Raw genomic sequence first — 18,136 nt, forward strand, 5'->3', positions numbered from 1 at the left:
TGCTCCTGTGACCGTTTGCTTCTGTGACCGTTTCGCTCCGACGACCCGCCCGCCCGATCACTCGGGAGCGATAGGCGGGTCGTCGCGTCCCAACCGCCCGGTCGCGGCCGCCCAGTCGCGGACGAAACTCGCGAGGAGGACCGCCAGCGCGACGCCCGCGACCGCCGCGAGCGGTCGGCCGCCGATACCGGGAGCCAGCCCCGCGGCGACGACGAGAAACTGCGCGATACCGATCGGTCCGCGGACGCGGCTCGGCGGGAGTTCGTAGGTCGGTTCGCCGGCGCGCTTCCGGAGCCACAGCGACCCCGCGTAGGCGTACCAGACGCCGCCGGCGACGAGGTACCACGCCGGAAGCGCCCCGCCCCCGACCGCGACGACCCCGCCGACGAGGACCGCGAGGGCGTCGACCGCCGCGTCGAGTCGTGCGCCGAGGACTGTCTCGCGGGTCCGCCTCGCGACCGCCCCGTCGACCGCGTCGAGCGACACGGCGACGCAGAACAGCGCGACCGGCACCCACCGGTTCGGCGCCGACCCGAGCGGCGCTCCCGCGAGGACGGCGAGGAGCCACCCGCGGAACAGCGTGATGGCGTTCGCGGCCCCGAGCGTCGAGCGGGCGCGAGCGGCACCCGGCGCCCGGTTCGCAGTCAGGTTGCTTCCGGCGTACACCGCCAGGTACAGGCCGACCGGCGCCGCGCCGAGCAGCCACCGCCCGCCGAAGAGCGGCCGGAGCGCGACGAGGCCGAGCGCGCCGGCGGCGACCGCTCCGAGAAACCGCCGTCGGAGGCGCGAATGGTCGGCGCGGTCGGGCGCGTCGGCGCTCGGCATACGACCGCTGATGGCGCGCGCACAGTTCGGTGTTCCGGTCTCGCAGATCGCTGCACGGCCGGGGGACGGGAGCAGACGAACCGCCCGTCGGCCGTGCCGCGATCGACCGACGCGACTCGAACTCGCCCGAACCGGCCCGTTTATCCGGGGTCCGTCCGTGGCGCCCACGTATGAGTACACCCTCGGCGTCGACGGAGCGCGATATCGACCGGAACCTCTTCATAACGGTCTCGGGGCCGCCGGGCTGCGGCGCGACGACGCTGGTGGAAGAGCTCGCGGCGACGCTCGACTGCGGCTTCGTCTCGGGCGGCGAACTGTTCCGCGAGATCGCCGCGGAGCGAGACATGAGCCTCTCACAGCTGATCGCGAAGACGGGCGAGTCCGAGGAGATCGACCGGGCGCTGGACGAGCGCCTCCGCCGGATCGCCGAGAAGTGGGGCACCGCGAACAAGGCGTTCGTGCTCGAATCGCGGCTCGCGGGCTGGATCGCCGGCAACCGCGCCGACATGCGGATCTGGCTCGACGCGCCCGACGAGGTGCGCGCCGACCGGACGCTCGACCGCGAGGAGATGACCTCCGAGATGCAGGTGCGCGAGGTGATCGAAGAGCAGCGCTACCAGTCGTACTACGGTATCGATCTCTCGGACCGGTCGATCTACGACCTGGCGATCAACACCGGCCGCTGGGACGCCGAGTCGACGCTGGAACTCGCCCTCACGGCCATCGAGAACTACGACATCGAGGCCGACGAGGGCGCGTTCGACACGCCCGACTTCGAAATCTGACCGGGCGCGCCGGTCCGCGTGGTCGCCGCGGGTCGCTTGGTTATAAACACCGACCGCGGGGTCCTACTCGCGTTCCGCGTTCGCCGACTCCTTTGCCCACCAGTGGAGCGTGAGGCTGACGGCCCGGTCGAGGCCGAAGACGCCGGACGTCCGGCCGACGCTCGCCGTGTGTGGCGTCCCCAGTTCGACGCACACGCCGTCGTCGAACTCGATCACGACGCCGGCGTCCGTCTCGGCGACTTCCGCGACGACCGCCTCCAGCCGTTCGACGAGTTCGGCCCGATCTACGGCGCCGTCGTCGGCCCGCGACCACCGGGGAACCCCGCCGAACACGGGGTCCACGTCGACGTCGCTGGAGCGGTTCGAGAACACCGCGTTGATCGCCGCGCCGACCAACAACAGCAGGCCGATGATGTACAGCCAGGTCAACAAGACGAGGATGCTCGCGACGAGGTTGCCGCCGGTCGCGCCGCTCTTAAAGAGCGTGAACACGACCTGAGCGGTCGCGACGCCGACGGCCGCGAACGCCGCGCCGGGGAGGACCTCCCGCGCGGAGACGTCGGTGTCCGGGAAAATGTAGTACATCGGATAGAAGACGACGAACAGCCCGACGACGGTCGTGAGGGTTCGGAAGGCCGTCCCGCCGACGCCCGCCCCGGTCGCGGGAAGGCGGCTCCCGATCACGCTCGCGGCGACTATCGAGAGCGTCACCGTCGCGAGCAACACCAGTCCGTCGCTGAGCTGGTCGGCGAACGTGTTCTCCGCCTCCGTCTCGTAGATGTCCGAGAACGCGGTGTCCATCCCGCGGAAGATCCGCAGGGCGCCCCAGACGAGGAACGCCGCGCCGAGCAGTGAGACGGACGCATCCGCCTCGGAGAGCCCCTGCTGGATGAGCGCGCTCGCCTCGGCCGTGAGCACCGCCTGCATGAGTCCGATGATGGAGTCCTGTAACGCGGTGTTTTGCGTCTGCTGTAGCAGGGTCACGACCAGCAAGATGAGCGGGAGAATCGAGATGAACGCGTGGTACGCGATGGATCCGGCGACGAACGTGAGCTTCTCGACGCGGACCTCGTGGACGACCGCGCGGAGGAGTTCCTCCCCCCGCCTTCGGTGGGTTTGCATGAGTCGTAGTCGACGCTCGCGGGTATCAACCTACGCACGGACGCCGGCGACACGCCGCTCGTCGCCCGTCACTCCTCCCGGTCGCCCCGCACCGCGACCGTCTCCTGTTCGAACCCGTCGGCTCCGCGCCACCGCCACGACCCGACGAACGGTGCGCCGTCGAGCGCGCAGATCACGTACGAGTGCCCCGGCCACGTCGCTCGCTCGGCGTCCGTCTGGCTCGGGCGGGTCGGACCGGCCGGGTGTGAGTGGTAGAACCCGACCACGTCGAGGCCCGCGGCCTCCGCCCGCTCGATGAGCTCCAGCTGCTCTTCGGCGTCCATCGCGTACCGCGTTTGGGGTGTTTCGGCGACGTTCTCGGCCGCGTACGCTTCGGTGGCCACGCTCGGCTCGCCGTCTCCCCCGCGGACGCCGGCGAGGAGGCCGCAGACCTCCAACGCGCCGCCGTCGCGGGCGTGGGCGACGATGTGGTCGTAGGTTGGCCGCGAGAGTTCGATCATGGTGAGTGCGTGGGTCGGTCGGGGTCGTGCCGGTTGGGGTCGTGCCGGTCGGCGTCGCGCGCCGCGATCCGGTTTATAAACCCTCTGCGCGTCGGAACGCCGCGCGCACGTCGCTCGGGGTGGCGTACGGGCCGCCCTGCACGCGGTGGTCCGGGAAGAGGATCGGAATCGGGTTCTCCCGGAGCGCGTCGGTGACCAGTTCGAGGTCGTCGGCGTCGTCGGCGTCGAGCGCGGCCAGCCGGGTCAGGCGACTCACCGACACCTCCTCGCCGTACGGAATCGTTTCGAGCGCTTCGAGGACCGCGCGGCGGTCGGTCGGGACCGTGAGCCCGGTGGCGACATCGCCGAGCGCGTCGCGCTCGCCGTCGAGGAACGCCTCGATCCGGTCGAGCAGGTCGTGGTCGTCGTCCGCGTCCGCCGGCGCCGTGGCCGGAAACGACACCGAGATGACCCGCCCGCCGGCGAATCCGACCTCGATCGCCCGCCCGACTCCGTCGACCTCGCGGGCGAAGACGCCCGTCGTCCCCGTCGTGTCCATGGACACACACTGTCACCGGGGTGGTTAAATAATCCGGAGGCGGCCGGGGTTCGCGCGCCGCCACCCATTTCTCGCCGCCCGCTCGCGAATCGCTGTCGGTGCCCGCAAGTCTTATGAACAGATACGTGCATTAGTGTACACTAATGGAGGATCAAACCGAGTTGGCCCCGGCGGTCAGATCGATCCTGTCCGCCGCTCGCGACCGGGCGGCCGAGGGCCGATCCGGCGCGGTCAGCGTCGACCCCCGCGACCTGCGGGCGGCGTTCGACCGGGCCGCGGCCGACGGACGCGTTCCGCTCATCGCCGAAATCAAGCCCACGAGCCCGACGACGGACGGCACCCGCGACGACGACCCGGTGACGCTCGCGAAGGGGATGGTCGCCGGGGGCGCGGCCGCGCTGAGCGTCCTCACCGAGCCCGCGCACTTCGGCGGGAGCGTCGAGACGCTCGAACGGGTGCGCGAGGCCGTCGACGTGCCCGTCCTCCGGAAGGACTTCGTCGTCGACGAGTCGCAGCTCGACGCCGTCGAGAGCGACGTGATCCTGCTCATCGCCCGGTTCGTCGGCGACGACCTCGCGGACCTGCTCGCCGCCGCGCGCGACCGGGGCTTCCAGGTCCTCGTCGAAGTCCACGACCGCGACGAGTTGGAGCGAGCGATCGACGCGGGCGCGACGATCGTCGGCGTGAACAACCGCGACCTCGCCGAACTGGTCGTCGACCTCGAAACGTTCGAGTCGGTGGCGCCCCATGTTCCAGACGACGTGACCCTCATCGCTGAAAGCGGGATCGGCTCGCCGGCCGACGTCCGACGAATGCGCGCCGCCGGCGCCGACGCCCTCCTCGTCGGCAGCGCGATCATGGACGGCGACGTGACGGCGAACGCGCGAGCGCTGACGCGAGCGACGACCGACGAGCGGGACACCCCAGACACCACGGAGACATCCACATGAGCGAGACGGAATCCACGACGAGCGAGGCGACGAGCGCGGGAGACGCGGCCGACGCGGCGACGCCGTCGCGACGGCCCGGTCGCGAGCGCGGCCGCGAGGACGGGAAGTTCGGACGCTACGGGGGCCAGTACGTCCCCGAGGCGCTGATGCCCGCCATCGAGGAACTGTCCGACGCCTACCACCGGTACGTCCTCAACAACGAGGACGGGTTCATGGACGAGTTCCGCGAGCGGCTCGCGGACTTCGGGGGGCGACCGACGCCGCTCCAGCGCGCCGACCGGCTCTCCGAGCGGTACGACCGCGAGGTGTACCTCAAACGCGAAGACCTGCTCCACGGTGGGGCACACAAGCTGAACAACGCGCTCGGACAGGCGCTGCTCGCGAAGTACATGGGCAAAGAGCGGATCATCGCGGAGACCGGCGCCGGCCAACACGGCACCGCGACCGCGATGGCGGCCGCCCACCTCGATATGCCCTGCGAGATCTACATGGGCGAGCGCGACATCAACCGCCAGCGCCCCAACGTCTTCCGGATGAAGCTCAACGGCGCCGAGGTGAACCCGGTCACCGCCGGGCGAGGCACATTGAAGGAGGCCATCTCGGAGACGATGCGCGACTGGGCGACCACCGTCGAGAACACCCACTACATCATCGGGTCGGTCGTCGGTCCGCACCCGTTCCCGGTGATGGTCCGCGACTTCCAGGCGGTCATCGCCGAGGAGGCGCGCAAGCAGTCGATGGCGAAGCTGGGCGACCTGCCGACCGACGTGGTCGCCTGCGCGGGCGGCGGCTCGAACACGATGGGCACGTTCGCCGGCTTCGTCGACGACGAGTCGGTCGCGCTCCACGCGGTCGAGGCCGGCGGCTCGACGCTCGAAGTCAACGAGGAGACCGGCGTCGCCCCGAACTCGGCGTCGCTGTACGCCGGCGCGGAGGGGGTTCTCCACGGGGCGCGCACCAAACTGCTCCAGGACTCTGACGGCCAGATCATGGAGAGCCACTCCATCTCGTCCGGGCTCGACTACGCCGGCGTCGGCCCCGAACTCGCGTACCTCGTCGACGAGGGACGGGTGAACCCCGTCGCCGTCGACGACGACGCGGCGCTCGAAGGGTTCCACCGGCTCTCGTCGACCGAAGGGATCATCCCCGCGTTAGAGACCGCCCACGCGTTCGGGTTCCTGGAGGAACACCACGAGGAGCTCGGCGAGCGCGTCGTCGTGAACGTCTCGGGGCGCGGCGACAAGGATCTGGACGCCGCCATCGAGGAGACCGACAAACGCGACATCGAAGAAGCGCCCGATATGTCGATGTTCACGGGGGGGATCTGAATGGCGGAGACGGGCAACTCGGCCGCCATCGCGGCCGCGTTCGACGACGGCCCCGCCTATATCCCGTACCTCGCCGTCGGCGACCCGGACTACGAGTCGTCGAAGGCGTACGTCGAGGCGCTCGACCGCGGCGGCGCCGACGTGATCGAGTTGGGACTCCCCTTCTCGGAACCGATCGCGGAGGGGCCGACGATCCAGGGCGCCCTCGTGCGCTCGCTCGACGGCGGGATGACACCCGGTCGGTTCTTCGAGTTCGCCGAGGAGGTGGACGTGGAGGCGCCGCTCGTCTGCATGACCTACTACAACCTGATTTATCAGTACGGAGAGGCCGACGGCCCCCGCCCCTTCGTCGAGCGCGCCGCCGCGGCCGGGATCGAGGGGCTCGTCGTCCCGGACCTACCGGCGGAAGAGGCCGACCCGCTGCGGGAGGCCTGCGACGAGTTCGGCCTCGACCTCGTGTTCATCGTCGCCCCGACCACGGTGGGCGACCGCCTCGACCGGATCATGGGACAGGTGTCGGGGTACGTCTACGTGCAGGCGCGGCTCGGGACGACCGGCGCGCGCGACGACGTCTCCGACCAGACCACGAGCAGCCTCGACCGACTGCGCGAGTACGACGTGCCGAAGGCCGTCGGCTTCGGCATCTCGGCCGGCGACCACGCCGAACGCATCGTCGCCGGCGGCGCAGACGGGATCATCGTCGGGTCGGCGCTGGTCGACATCGTCGCCGAGGGCGTCGAAAACGACCTGTCGACCGAGGCGGTCGCCGACCGCCTCGAAGCCCTCTCGCGGGAGCTGACCGCGGGCGCGGAACGGGGTCAGGCGGCCCGCACCGAGGCCGTGGAGTCGCGGTAGCCGCCGCTTGAAGTCAATACGTCCCCGAACGAAACCCACTTACCTTCGATTGCCACACTCTCACACAACGACCGTACCACTATGACAGCAGGACTCTCGGCACGACTCGACCGCATCTCCACGAACGACAAGTACCTCATCGTCCCGATGGACCACGGGCTCACGATGGGCGCCGTCGAGGGGCTCGTCGACATCGAGTCGACGATAGACGGCGTGACGAGCGGCGGCGCGGACGCCGTCCTCACGCAGCGCGGCATCGCGCCGCGCGTCCACGAGCACAAAAACGACGCGGGCTACATCGTCCACGTCAACGGGTCGACGACCATCGGTCCCGACGAACAGGACAAACGCGTCACCGGCACCGCCGAGGACGCGGTGCGCGCGGGCGCCGACGCCGTCTCGTTCCACATCAACGTCGGCTCCGAACACGAGCCGGACCAGATCGAGGACCTCTCGCAACTGACCGCCGAGGCCTCGCGGCTCGGCATGCCGGTCCTCGCGATGGCGTACGCGCGCGGCGAGGGCGTCGACGAGACCGACCCCGAGTCGCTGGGCCACGCGGTCCGGCTCGCCGAGGAGGTCGGCGCCGACGTAGTGAAAACCGGCTACTCCGGCGATGGCGACTCCTTCGCTCGCGTCACCGAGTCCACTCGGCTCCCGGTCGTCATCGCCGGCGGGTCGCGGGGTACGGACCGCGACACCATCGAGATGGTCCGCGGCGCGATGGACGGCAACGCCGCCGGCGTGTCGATGGGGCGGTCTATCTTCCAGCACGAGGACCCCGAAGGGATCGCCCGCGCGGTGTCGGCGGTCATCCACGACGACGCGAGCGTCGACGAGGCGCTCCGGGCCGGCGGCTTCGTCGAGGCGTAAGACTCACTCGGCGCCGACGTTCTGTCCGGACTCGAACGAGTCCGGGTCCGGCTCGATGTCGGCGTACTGTACCGCGCGACGCCCCAGCGTGAGCACCCGGTCGTCGAGGGCGTCGTCGACGACGTCGCCGGCCTCGAACTGCGCGTGGGCGCGGGGGACGGCCACCTGATGGGGGATCACCCACGCGTTGAGCGCGCGACAGACGGACCGGAGGTGTTCTAGCGCCGTCACCGGGAACCCGCCGCCGGCGACCGCGAGCAGCCCGACCGTCTCGTCTTCGAACTCCTCGAAGCCGCAGTAGTCGAGCGCCGCCTTCAGCGCGGACGAGTACGAGCCGTGATACACCGGCGTCCCGAGGAGGACCGCGTCGGCCTCGCGAACGAGCCTTTTAAATTCGCCCGCGTCCCCCGCCTCGTCGGCGTCGGCGTCGTACGTCGGGAGGTCGTACGCTCGGAGGTCGATCAGTTCGGCGGTTCCCCCCGCACGGCGGACGCCGTCGAGCGCGCGACCGACGCCGAGGCGAGTGTAACTCTCGTCTCGGAGGCTGCCGGCGATACCGACGACGTGCGGTGAGTCGGACATGGTCCGCACGACGCGCCAGCCACGGTAAAACGCTCGGGGCGCCCCGCACCGCTCGGGACATCCCGCACCCCCCGACGCTCCGCCCGCGACGACGATCCCTCTCAGCAGGCGACCCGCACCTTCTCCTCCGTCACCGGGTCACCTACCGGCCCGTCGGGATCGACCGGCTGTTCGACGTGGAAGACGGTCACGGCGGTCACGTTGCGGTCCGACTGCTCACAGGCGTACGCCGCCAGCGGCCGGTACCGATCGGCTCCGGCGCTTTTCATCCTGAATCCGAACTGGTGCCAGAGCGTGGACGGATACGTCTCCGCCGCGTCTGGCGGGCGGTCGTAGGTGACCGCGCCGCCGTCGCGCAGGTCGATCGCGTCGCCCGATTCGAGCGTCCCGCGGACGACGTACCAGTTGGAGCCGTCGGGCGTGTTCGGCGCGAAGAACGACCAGCTCACCTCCGAGAGCCCGCCGTCCGACTCCGAGGCCGGGAGGTCGACGAGCCCGACCCCCGCGGCCTGCCACCACACGAGGGCGACGAAGAAGCCCACGAGAAGCAGGGTCGACCCCCCTCGAATCGCCCGGCGACCCCTCGACCGGGGCGCCGCGTCGGTCGCGGACCCGTCGCCGCGGCGCTCGGGCCCGGCCGCGCTCCCGCCGTCGCCTCGGTAGGCGGAGTCCGCCTCCGCGGGGCGAGACGAACCGCGGAGCGTCGGCGTGACGGACTCGAAGAGCGTCCAGACGCCGGGCGGGAGAAACAACAGGAGGATCGAGATCATCACGAACGGGAACACGCCGAGCCGCATCGTCGCGGCCATGCCGAGGTGTGCCGAGACGAACGCGAGGACGACCCCGGTCCTGAGCCGACCGGTCGCGACGACCAACAGCACGGACGCCGACAGGAGCGCGGTCCAGAGCCAGTTGACGGTTTCGAGGATCGCGGCGTGTTCCGCGACGAACGGCCCGAATCGCACGACGAACTCCGACAACTGGAATATCTGGGCGACCGCGCCGCCCGACATCCACGCGTCGCTCCGGTACTTGGCGACCGCGTTGACCGTGTAAATCGACACGAGCGTCAGGAGCGTGACGGCCGTGCCGACCGAACAGCGCCGCGGGTCCGCGTCGTCGTCGGCTCGGTCGGTCTCGCCGCTCCGGCGGCCCGCCCCGAGCGACCAGCGCGCGTCGAGCGGGAGCGAGAGGCTGACGAAGAGAACCACGACCAGAACCGTGTTCCCCCCGTTGATCACGTAGGGGTTCCGGGCGTACAGCGACGCGAGCAGGATTAGCGAGACGACCGCTGCCAGCCGCGTTCGATAGCCGACGAGCAGGCAGACGGCGGCACACGCCGCGAGCGCGAGCAGCCCCGTCTGCGCCCACGCCGAGCCGGACAGCGCGTGGATCGAGACGGCCTCTAACAGCGGAAACGCCTCTGCGAGCGTCGAGCGCGGGAGGACGCCACCGTCCGTGTAGAACGCGCTCACGCCGGGAAGCCGGTAGACGAGCAGGTCCCACAGCAGGACGAGCGCCAGCGCGATACGGAACGCGCCGAGCGCTCGCGGATCGATCCCGAGAAACGGTGCGGCGCGCTCGCCGAGCGACTCGCGGACCGCGGCGTATCGAGACCGCGCGTTCGAGAGGTGCCGGCCTGAGCGCGTCATTCGGTGGTGTACATCGAACGGTGTTATCTCTGTGATAAGTGCTTTGTCGTCGACGCGTCCGTGCCCGCAACGCAGGACCCTTCCGCAGTTTTCAAGCCCGCCCGCCGTGAGGTTCCGACAATGACACGCACGGTCTGGGTGAAAGCCGACGGCGACGTCGGCGACTGGGAGACGCGCAAACAGCGTATCACGGCCGCCATCGAAGCGGGCGCAGACTGGGTCCTCGTCGACGAGGCGGACGTGGGGCGCGCCCGCGAGCTGGGCGACATCTCAGTCGCCGCGTTCCGCTCCGAGGCGGACGTGATAGACGACGCCGAGGCCGACGCCGAGGCCGACGCGTACTTCGTCGGCAAGGCCGGCGAGGGGGACGGGACCATCGACATGCCCGAGGATCTCGCCGGATCGGCGGACCTCACGACGATCCGCCGCCGCGACGACCGGGCGCAGGGCGCGTACGTCCGCGTTCTCGGCACCGAGTACGAGAAGTTCGCCGAGGAGGCCGCCACCGCCGCCGACTTCACGGTCATCATCGGCGAGGACTGGTCGATCATCCCGCTCGAAAACCTGATCGCGCGGGTCGGCGACGAGACGCACCTCGTCGCGGGCGCGACGACCGCCGCCGAGGCGCAGACGGCCTTCGAGACGCTCGAGATCGGCGCCGACGGCGTCCTCCTCGACAGCGACTCCCCCGACGAGATTCGGGGCGCCGTCGAAGCGCGCGACGCCGCCGACCGCGAGACGCTGGACCTCCAGCACGCCGAGGTGACCGCGGTCGAGCGCACCGGGATGGCCGACCGCGTCTGTATCGACACCGGGTCGCTGATGGACGACGACGAGGGGATGTTGGTCGGGTCGATGTCGCGGGGGCTGTTCTTCGTCCACGCCGAGACGGCCGAGTCGCCGTACGTCGAGTCGCGCCCGTTCCGGGTGAACGCCGGCGCTGTCCACGCGTACGTCCGTAACCCGGAGGGCGGCACGAACTACCTCGCCGAGCTATCGAGCGGCGACGAGGTCCAACTGGTCGACACCGAGGGGCACACGCGAGAGGCCATCGTCGGGCGCGTGAAAATCGAGAAGCGACCGATGTTCCGGCTGCAGGCCGAAGTAGAGACCGACGAGGGGGTCGACCGCGTCGAGACGCTCATCCAGAACGCCGAGACGGTGAAGGTCGCGACCGCTGAGGGGCGAAAGGCGGTCACCGACCTCGAAGTCGGCGACGAGGCGCTCGTCTACTACGAGGACGTGGCGCGCCACTTCGGCGAGGCGGTCGAAGAGAGCATCATCGAGAAGTAGCGGGGCCGAGCAGCGCGAGGCCCCGTACGCGAGCGGTGAAACCGCGAGCCGAGTGGCCGAGCGGACGCGAGGCCACTGAATACGAACGGCGGAGCCGTGGACCGAGTGACCGAAGCGACCGCTCGCCGCCGAAACTATTAATAAATATTCTACATGTCTGCCATCCATGGCTGTGAGTCACGAGCATGGTCGCGTCACAGAGCGTCCGATCGGCGAGCGGCTCCAACACCTCGCCGCGGCTGCTCTTTTATACCCACGTCGCCGCCGGCGCGGTGTGGTTCGGGTTCGCGCTGATCTTCCCGGCGGTCATCGGGCCGACGCTCGGCGGCCTCGACCGCGAGACCGCGTCCGCGGTGACGACCGCGCTCACGCCGAAGGTCGTCTTCTTCCTCCTCGGGTTCTCGCTGACCACGGTCCTCTCCGGGACGCTGCTGCTCTCCGGCGACCTCGGTCTCGGCTACGGGTTCTCGGGGCGCTGGCCGACGCTCTCGCTGGGCGTCGGGTGGGGGCTGTTCGCCTTCGGACTCGTCGTGCCGAACCGGATCCACCTGCGCGCCTACTACGAGAGCCGCCGCGAGGAGCCGGACCCCGAACGGCTCGAATCCATCGAGAAGACGAACCTCGTCGTCGGCCTGTTCGAGGCGGCCGTCATGCTCGGAATCATCGTGCTGATGACCGGGCTTCGGCTGGGGTGAGCGGCGGGCGCGGCGACCCGGTCGTTCCGCTCGCGTCCGCCGGGCCGTCGTTGTCGCGCTTATAAATCGTACAGGTCGCCGTACTTGCTCTCGACGTAGTCGGTGAACGCGTCGGCCGAGAACGGGTCGCCGGTCGCGCGCTCGACGAGCTCGTTCGTCTCGTAGCGAGCGCCGTGTTCGTGAACGTTCTCGTTGAGCCACGCTTGGAGGTCGTCGAAGTCGCCCGCCGCGATCTTCGCGTCGAGGTCGTCGATCTCGCTCTCGGCGGCGTCGAACAGTTGGGCGGCCATCACGGAGCCGAGCGAGTAGGTGGGGAAGTAGCCGAAGTTGCCGTGGCTCCAGTGGATGTCCTGTAGGCAGCCCTCGCTGTCGGTTTCCGGACGGATTCCGAGGTACTGCTCGTACTTGTCGTTCCAGACCTCGGGCACGTCTTCGACCGCGAGGTCGCCGCGGACCAGGTCGCGTTCGATCTCGAACCGGACGACGATGTGGAGGTGGTAGGTGAGCTCGTCGGCCTCGACCCGGATGAGGTTGTCCTCGTGGACCTGATTGAACGCCTGGTAGGCGTCCTCGACGGTCGCGTCGTCGGTCTGCGGGAAGTGCTCCTGGAAGACCGGCAGGAAGCGCTCCCAGAACGCCCGGCTGCGACCGACGTGGTTCTCCCAGAGCCGCGACTGCGACTCGTGGACCGAGAGGTCGCGCGACTCGCCGAGGGGCGTTCCGAACTGCTCCTGCGGAAGCCCGAGGTTGTACTGCGCGTGGCCGAACTCGTGGATCGTCGAGCCGACGGCACCCAGCGGGTCCGACTCGTCGAACCGGGTGGTCACGCGACAGTCGAACTGGTTGCCTGCGGTGAACGGGTGCGAGGAGACGTCGAGGCGGCCGCGGTCGAAGTCGTACCCGACCAGTTCGAGGGCGTCGCGGGCGAGCGCCTCCTGGTCGTCCTCGGGGAAGGTACCCTCGAAGGTGTCGACGGCGAGGTCGGCGTCCGACTCGCGGATCGCGTCGATCATGGGGACGAGCGTCTCGCGGAGTTCCGCCAGTATCTCCTCCGTTCGTTCCATCGAGAGACACGGCTCGAACTCCTCGAAGAGGACCTCGTAGGGGTCTCTGTCGGGGTCGATGTGTTCGGCGTACTCGCGCTGCAGTTCGACGTGTTTCTCCAGGTGCGGCGCGAACGCCTCGAAGTCGTCGTCGGCCTTCGCGGCCTCCCACGCCTGCAGCGCCTCGCTGCTGGTCTCGGATATCTCCTCGACGAGTTCGACGGGGACGGCGTCGGCGCGCTCGTAGTCGCGACGGATCTCGCGGACGACCGCCGCCTGCTCGTCGGTGAGGTCGGCGTCGGCGAGTTCGGTCAGGAGGGCGCCGGTCTCCTCGTCCGTGACCATGTCGTGGCGGATCGACGAGAGCGTCGAGAGCTGTTTCGACCGCGCGGGGGTGCCCCCCTCGGGCATCATCACCTGCTGATCCCACCCGAGGACGCCGGCGGCGCTCCCGACCGTGTTCCATCGGCGAACTCGGTCGAGGAGGGCTTCGTACGCGTCGGGGGCCTCCGCCGTCTCGTCGGCCGCTGCTTCCGCTGTCATACCTCTACGATCGGCCGCGCGAGTTAAGAAGGGACCGGAGCCGGCGACCGCCCGCCGACCGGCTGGGGGCACGCGACACTGACGGGCGGTCTCGGGCCCCGGCCGCTAATCCGAGACCCCCGGCCGCCGATCTGAAACCCCCGGCCGCACCGCCCCGAGCGCGACCTATTTCCGCCCGGCCGCCGAACCGCCGGCAACGAATGGAGATCGACGAGGACACCATCGACCTGCGATCCGACACCGTCACCACGCCCTCCGAGGCGATGCGCGAGGCGGCCGCGACCGCCGAGGTCGGCGACGACGTGTATCGCGACGACCCCACGGTCAACGAGCTAGAGCGGCGCGCAGCCGAGGCGGTCGGCACCGAGGCGGCGCTGTACGTCCCCTCGGGGACGATGGCGAACCAGATCGCGGTCCACGTCCACACCGAACCGGGCCAAGAGCTCCTCTTGGAACGGGAGTCACACATCTACCGCTGGGAGCTCGCCGGCGCCGCGAAGCTCTCCGGCGTCCAGACACGGACGATCGACGCGGGCGGGCGCTGCGTCCCGACTCCCGACGCGGTCGCCGCCGGGCTCGTGAGCGAGGACTTACACCGCCCCGGCACCGGTCTCCTGTCGCTTGAGAACACCCACAACTACCGCGGCGGGGTCGCGGTCCCGGTCGAGGAGATAGAGGCGGCCGCGGCGGTCGCCGGCGACGCCGACGTGCCGGTTCACCTCGACGGCGCACGGGTGTTCAACGCGGCCGTCGCGCTCGGCGTCGACGCGAGCGAGATCGTCGCGCCCGTCGACAGCGTCACGTTCTGTCTCTCGAAGGGGCTCGGCGCGCCCGTCGGCTCGATCCTCGCCGGCGACGAGGCGTTCGTCGACGAGGCGCGGCGCGTCCGGAAACTGTTCGGGGGCGGGATGCGGCAGGCGGGGATGATCGCCGCACCCGGTCTCCGCGCGTTGGAGAACGTCGACCGACTCGCGGAGGACCACGCGAGCGCCGAGCGACTGGCCGCCGGCCTCGACGCGTTGAGCGGCGTCACGGCGCCCGAACCGGACACGAACATCGTCGTCGCCCACACCGACGCGGCTGGCGTCGAGGCGGCCGACCTCGTGACGGCGTGTAAAGACGCCGGCGTCGGCTGCGTGGAGTTCGACGAGTACACGACGCGGTTCACCACCCACCTCGACGTCGACGACGCGGACGTTGCGGACGCCGTCGACCGGATCGGCGACGCGCTCGCGTCGCTGGCGTAAGCGCCGGAGACACCCGCAGCTGCGTGGCTTGACTTTCGACCGACCGAGCGACGATCCGACGGCTCAGCGGTGTAAGGCGACCGCCGCTACGGTGCGGACGTTGAAAGGTGACCGCCCCGCGCGAACGCGAGACGACCAGTTGTGTCGCACACCGGCGGCCGGTCGAGTGAACGTCGACCGCTCGGGTATTTAAACCCTCGTTCATGCGGCTCCCCCGGTTGTTGAGTGCGAGCGGGCGATACTACCGCGGTCACTCCGGCCGGTGAACTTCCCCGTCGCGCTCGTCGGCGTCCTTCCGGCGGAGCGCGGCGGCCGCGTTGTTGGCGTCGTACCCGAAGAACACGTCTTTGGCGTACGTCTCGGCGACCTCCGTGGCGTGAATGAGGTCGTCGACGGCGACGTCGACCGCGTACAGTTCGAGCGAGAACGGCGTCTCCGGCGGCGCGCCGTGGACGTCGTAGTCGCCGCCGAGCCGAGACCGGAACCCGCGGGCGATGGTCTCCAGCCAGTAGGTGGTGGCGTACTCCGTGTCGTACAGCGGGACCACGAACTCGTCGACGTGGTCGGCCAGCCGGTCGAGGTCGAGGCCCGCCCGCGCCCGCAGGTGGTCGGGGTACGGGTCCGGGTACAGCGTCAGCAACACGCGACCGGGGATCCGGTCGGCGGCCTCGGCGACGAACTCGGTGATGACGTCGGCGCGCCAGTCGCTCCAGTCGTCGCGGTCGCTCTCGGCGAACAGTCGCTCGCAGCGCTCGCAGTGACAGAACCCCTCGCGGGGAAACCCCACGTCGTCGAGTCGCACGTCGCCGTTTTCGGCCGCGCAGTCCTCGATGATCTCTAACAGTCCCGCGCGGTACTCCGGGTGGGTCGGGCAGATGTACGCCCAGTCGAAGTAGTCGCGGTCGCGGGTCGCCGGCTCGCCGCGCTCGTCGACCGGCACGAGGTCGGGGTTCTCCCCCGCCGCGGCGTTGTCGCCGAAACACGACACCATGTTCACGGCGTTCGGCAGCGGGGCGGCAGACCGCCCCGTGACGTCTTTCACCTCGTAGAAGCCGAGGTCGAACGGCTCCATCTCGACCTCGTCGGCGTTGCGCGTGACGACCCCGTACATGGCTGTCGCTACGTGACTGACGGATAAAAACGGCGGGCATCCGCGCCCGCGGGAGGCGGTCGGCGAACGGTGCGGCGGGGCCGTGGGACCTTACTCGACCGTTACCGGCTCCTTGTCGCCGGCGAACAGGAAGTACGCGAGTGCGACCAGCGACAGGACCACGACGAGCTTCACTTTCTTGCTCATATTCGACATAACGCGGGGCGGGCGCTAAAAGTTACCGGAGCCAACGCGGGCCGCCGTCGCGACCGCGACGCCGACCGACTCACACGTCGATGTGATCGGCGATGTCCGCGCGCAGGATCGTCGAGCAGTAGTCACAGCGGACGCCGTCCGCGACCACGTCGAACCGGGTGTCCACCGGCTCGCCGGCGTTGGTGATGCAGTTCCGGTTCGGACAGGAGAGGACGCCCTCGACGCTGTCCGGGCGGGTGACGCGGTTCTTCTCGACCACCTCGAAGTCGCGGACGATGTTGATCGTCGCCTCGGGCGCGATGAGCGAGAGCACGTCGACCTCCGACTGCGAGAGCTCTCGCTCTTCGACTTTCACGATGTCCTTGCGACCGAGCCTGTCCGAGGGAACGTTCATCCCGACCGAGACGCCGTACCCCTCGGAGCCGTCGATGCCGAGAATCGCGAGGACGTTGAGCGCCTGTCCGCCCTCGACGTGGTCGATCACGGTGCCGTCACGGATCTTCGAGACGCGGAGTTCGTGCTCGCTCATCGGTCCACCTCCGTCCCCTCGGCGGCCTCAGCGTTCTCCAAGAGGGTGTCGAGCAGCGCCATCCGCACCGGAATCCCGTTGTGCGCCTGCTCGAAGTACGTCGCGTGGTCGGTCTCGTCGACGTCGGGGGCGATCTCGTCGACCCGCGGGAGCGGGTGCATCACGGTGAGATCGTCGGCGGCGTCTTCGAGCGTCTCGGCGTCGATCTGGTACTCGCCGGCGACGCGGTGGTACTCGTTTTCGTCCGGGAATCGCTCCTTCTGGATCCGGGTGACGTACAGCACGTCGAGCTCTTCGAGTACCGCTTCGAGGTCGGTGTGCTCGCGCACCTGCGCGCCGGTCTCGTGGAGGTCGAACCGGACCGACCGGGGGAGCCGCAGCGACTCGGGACTGATGAAGTGCTGGTTGGCGTCGAACTCGGTGAGCGCGGCCGCGAGCGAGTGGACCGTACGGCCGTACTTCAGGTCGCCCATGATACCGACCGTGAGGTCGTCGAGCCCGTGGTTCTCGCGGATGGTGTGGAGATCCAGGAGGGTCTGTGAGGGGTGCTGGCCCGCGCCGTCGCCGGCGTTGACGACGGGGACGGAGACGTGTTCGGCGGCCAGCGTCGCGGCGCCCTCGCTCGGGTGGCGGAGCACCAGGGCGTCCGCGTAGCCCTCGATGACGCGGACGGTGTCGGAGAGCGACTCTCCCTTCGAGACCGACGAGGAGTCGACATCGCCCATGTCGACCGTCTCGATCCCGAGGCGTTTGGCCGCGCTATCGAAACTCATCCGGGTGCGCGTGCTCGGTTCGAAAAAACAGAGCGCGAGCACGCGCCCGGCGTGCCGGTCCGCGAAGGCAGCCGGGTCGTCGGCGACCTCGCGGGCCCGGTCGAGCACCGCCTCGATGTCATCCCGCGAGAGCTGTGTCGCGGTGATGAGGTGGTCCTGACGCATCGTCGGAGAAGGGGGTCGGCAGTATCTTGAATCCCTCGGCTCGGCCGCCGGCGAGGGTGTTCACGTCCGTGATCACGAGCGCGGGAGACGCCTTCGAGATTCGCAGAACGCGCGGCCCGTCACCACGCGCCGTGCGCCCGCGCCGCACCGACCGCGCTTATAAACCGATCCGCGACCAACGGAGGGGTATGAGCGAGAGCGACCCGGCGGACGCGTCCGCCAACGACCCGGCCGACCTGCTCCCGAACGACCGCGTGAAACAGGCCGCCCTCTCCGGCGACGTGACCCAACTGCACCGCGGGAACCGGTACGGCGAGGAAGGCGACACCTTCGACATCGACGGCGTAACCTTCGAACTCACCGAGGTGACCGAACGCAAACTCGGCGACATGACCGACGAGGACGCGAAGCGGGAGGGGTCGCCGTCGCTGGCGGCGTACAAAGAGCGGATGGTCGAGGCGCACGGCGGCAACTTCGAGTGGGACGACGACGCCGACGTGGTGCGACACCAGTTCGCACGGGTAGAGTGAGG

19 protein-coding genes are annotated in these 18,136 nt (G+C 69.7%); 9 read left to right on the forward strand and 10 right to left on the reverse strand.

What is annotated here, in order from left to right:
* Positions 1-57: 57 nt before the first annotated feature.
* On the reverse strand, positions 58-825 hold the full coding sequence (locus DOS48_RS19980) for a CDP-alcohol phosphatidyltransferase family protein (RefSeq protein ID WP_127117416.1): 768 nt from the start codon (positions 823-825) through the stop codon (positions 58-60).
* Positions 826-995: 170 nt separating this feature from the next.
* On the opposite strand from DOS48_RS19980, the gene cmk reads away from it, so the two are divergent.
* On the forward strand, positions 996-1,610 hold the full coding sequence (gene cmk / locus DOS48_RS19985) for a (d)CMP kinase (protein WP_127117417.1): 615 nt from the start codon (positions 996-998) through the stop codon (positions 1,608-1,610).
* A gap of 63 nt (positions 1,611-1,673) precedes the next feature.
* Here cmk and DOS48_RS19990 read toward each other — a convergent pair whose 3' ends face one another.
* From DOS48_RS19990 to DOS48_RS20000, 3 genes are all read right to left on the reverse strand, one after another.
* The gene (locus DOS48_RS19990; RefSeq protein WP_127117418.1) at positions 1,674-2,732 is read right to left on the reverse strand and encodes a YihY/virulence factor BrkB family protein; all 1,059 of its coding nucleotides are present in this window, start codon (positions 2,730-2,732) and stop codon (positions 1,674-1,676) included.
* A gap of 68 nt (positions 2,733-2,800) precedes the next feature.
* Complete coding sequence (locus tag DOS48_RS19995; protein WP_127117419.1) at positions 2,801-3,232, reverse strand: desampylase; 432 nt, start codon at positions 3,230-3,232, stop codon at positions 2,801-2,803.
* A 73-nt stretch (positions 3,233-3,305) separates the two neighbouring features.
* The gene (locus DOS48_RS20000) at positions 3,306-3,770 is read right to left on the reverse strand and encodes an MGMT family protein (RefSeq protein WP_127117420.1); all 465 of its coding nucleotides are present in this window, start codon (positions 3,768-3,770) and stop codon (positions 3,306-3,308) included.
* A 143-nt stretch (positions 3,771-3,913) separates the two neighbouring features.
* Between DOS48_RS20000 and trpC the strand changes: the two genes are divergently transcribed.
* The 4 genes from trpC to DOS48_RS20020 all read left to right on the forward strand — a co-directional run bounded on the left by trpC (position 3,914) and on the right by DOS48_RS20020 (position 7,776).
* Positions 3,914-4,720, forward strand: coding sequence for an indole-3-glycerol phosphate synthase (gene trpC / locus DOS48_RS20005; RefSeq protein WP_127117421.1), 807 nt, complete (start codon positions 3,914-3,916; stop codon positions 4,718-4,720).
* Positions 4,717-6,048 (forward strand): tryptophan synthase subunit beta, encoded by a 1,332-nt coding sequence (trpB, locus tag DOS48_RS20010; protein ID WP_127117422.1) that lies wholly within the window; start codon positions 4,717-4,719, stop codon positions 6,046-6,048. The genes trpC and trpB overlap by 4 nt, the downstream gene beginning before the upstream one ends.
* Complete coding sequence (trpA, locus tag DOS48_RS20015; protein ID WP_127117423.1) at positions 6,049-6,903, forward strand: tryptophan synthase subunit alpha; 855 nt, start codon at positions 6,049-6,051, stop codon at positions 6,901-6,903.
* A gap of 81 nt (positions 6,904-6,984) precedes the next feature.
* Positions 6,985-7,776, forward strand: coding sequence for a 2-amino-3,7-dideoxy-D-threo-hept-6-ulosonate synthase (locus DOS48_RS20020; RefSeq protein WP_127117424.1), 792 nt, complete (start codon positions 6,985-6,987; stop codon positions 7,774-7,776).
* Positions 7,777-7,779: 3 nt separating this feature from the next.
* On the opposite strand, the gene DOS48_RS20025 is transcribed toward DOS48_RS20020, so the two are convergent.
* Together DOS48_RS20025 and DOS48_RS20030 are read right to left on the reverse strand one after the other, a co-directional pair.
* Positions 7,780-8,358, reverse strand: a complete 579-nt coding sequence (locus DOS48_RS20025) for an NADPH-dependent FMN reductase (RefSeq protein WP_127117425.1) — start codon at positions 8,356-8,358, stop codon at positions 7,780-7,782.
* A gap of 101 nt (positions 8,359-8,459) precedes the next feature.
* On the reverse strand, positions 8,460-10,010 hold the full coding sequence (locus DOS48_RS20030) for an HTTM domain-containing protein (protein ID WP_127117426.1): 1,551 nt from the start codon (positions 10,008-10,010) through the stop codon (positions 8,460-8,462).
* A gap of 120 nt (positions 10,011-10,130) precedes the next feature.
* Between DOS48_RS20030 and DOS48_RS20035 the strand changes: the two genes are divergently transcribed.
* Together DOS48_RS20035 and DOS48_RS20040 are read left to right on the forward strand one after the other, a co-directional pair.
* Positions 10,131-11,303 (forward strand): 3-dehydroquinate synthase II, encoded by a 1,173-nt coding sequence (locus tag DOS48_RS20035; protein ID WP_127117427.1) that lies wholly within the window; start codon positions 10,131-10,133, stop codon positions 11,301-11,303.
* A gap of 185 nt (positions 11,304-11,488) precedes the next feature.
* On the forward strand, positions 11,489-11,998 hold the full coding sequence (locus tag DOS48_RS20040) for a hypothetical protein (protein WP_127117428.1): 510 nt from the start codon (positions 11,489-11,491) through the stop codon (positions 11,996-11,998).
* A gap of 59 nt (positions 11,999-12,057) precedes the next feature.
* Here DOS48_RS20040 and DOS48_RS20045 read toward each other — a convergent pair whose 3' ends face one another.
* Positions 12,058-13,584, reverse strand: coding sequence for a carboxypeptidase M32 (locus DOS48_RS20045; protein WP_127117429.1), 1,527 nt, complete (start codon positions 13,582-13,584; stop codon positions 12,058-12,060).
* A gap of 200 nt (positions 13,585-13,784) precedes the next feature.
* Here DOS48_RS20045 and DOS48_RS20050 point away from each other — a divergent pair, with 200 nt between their 5' ends.
* Complete coding sequence (locus DOS48_RS20050; protein WP_127117430.1) at positions 13,785-14,831, forward strand: low specificity L-threonine aldolase; 1,047 nt, start codon at positions 13,785-13,787, stop codon at positions 14,829-14,831.
* 250 nt (positions 14,832-15,081) lie between these two features.
* Here the strand turns inward: DOS48_RS20050 and DOS48_RS20055 are convergent, their stop codons facing one another.
* The 3 genes from DOS48_RS20055 to pyrB form a co-directional block, all read right to left on the reverse strand.
* A complete protein-coding gene (locus tag DOS48_RS20055) occupies positions 15,082-15,942 on the reverse strand; it encodes a hypothetical protein (protein WP_127117431.1) in 861 nt (286 codons plus the stop codon).
* A gap of 265 nt (positions 15,943-16,207) precedes the next feature.
* Complete coding sequence (gene pyrI / locus DOS48_RS20060) at positions 16,208-16,666, reverse strand: aspartate carbamoyltransferase regulatory subunit (RefSeq protein WP_127117432.1); 459 nt, start codon at positions 16,664-16,666, stop codon at positions 16,208-16,210.
* Positions 16,663-17,604 carry an aspartate carbamoyltransferase gene (gene pyrB, locus DOS48_RS20065; RefSeq protein ID WP_127117433.1) on the reverse strand — a complete coding sequence of 314 codons (942 nt, stop codon included), beginning with the start codon at positions 17,602-17,604 and terminating at the stop codon, positions 16,663-16,665. Before pyrB ends, pyrI begins: the two co-directional genes overlap by 4 nt.
* A 188-nt stretch (positions 17,605-17,792) precedes the next feature.
* Here pyrB and DOS48_RS20070 point away from each other — a divergent pair, with 188 nt between their 5' ends.
* On the forward strand, positions 17,793-18,134 hold the full coding sequence (locus DOS48_RS20070; protein WP_127117434.1) for an ASCH domain-containing protein: 342 nt from the start codon (positions 17,793-17,795) through the stop codon (positions 18,132-18,134).
* Positions 18,135-18,136: the final 2 nt, after the last annotated feature.

This window comes from Halorubrum sp. PV6 (assembly GCF_003990725.2).
GTDB lineage: Archaea > Halobacteriota > Halobacteria > Halobacteriales > Haloferacaceae > Halorubrum.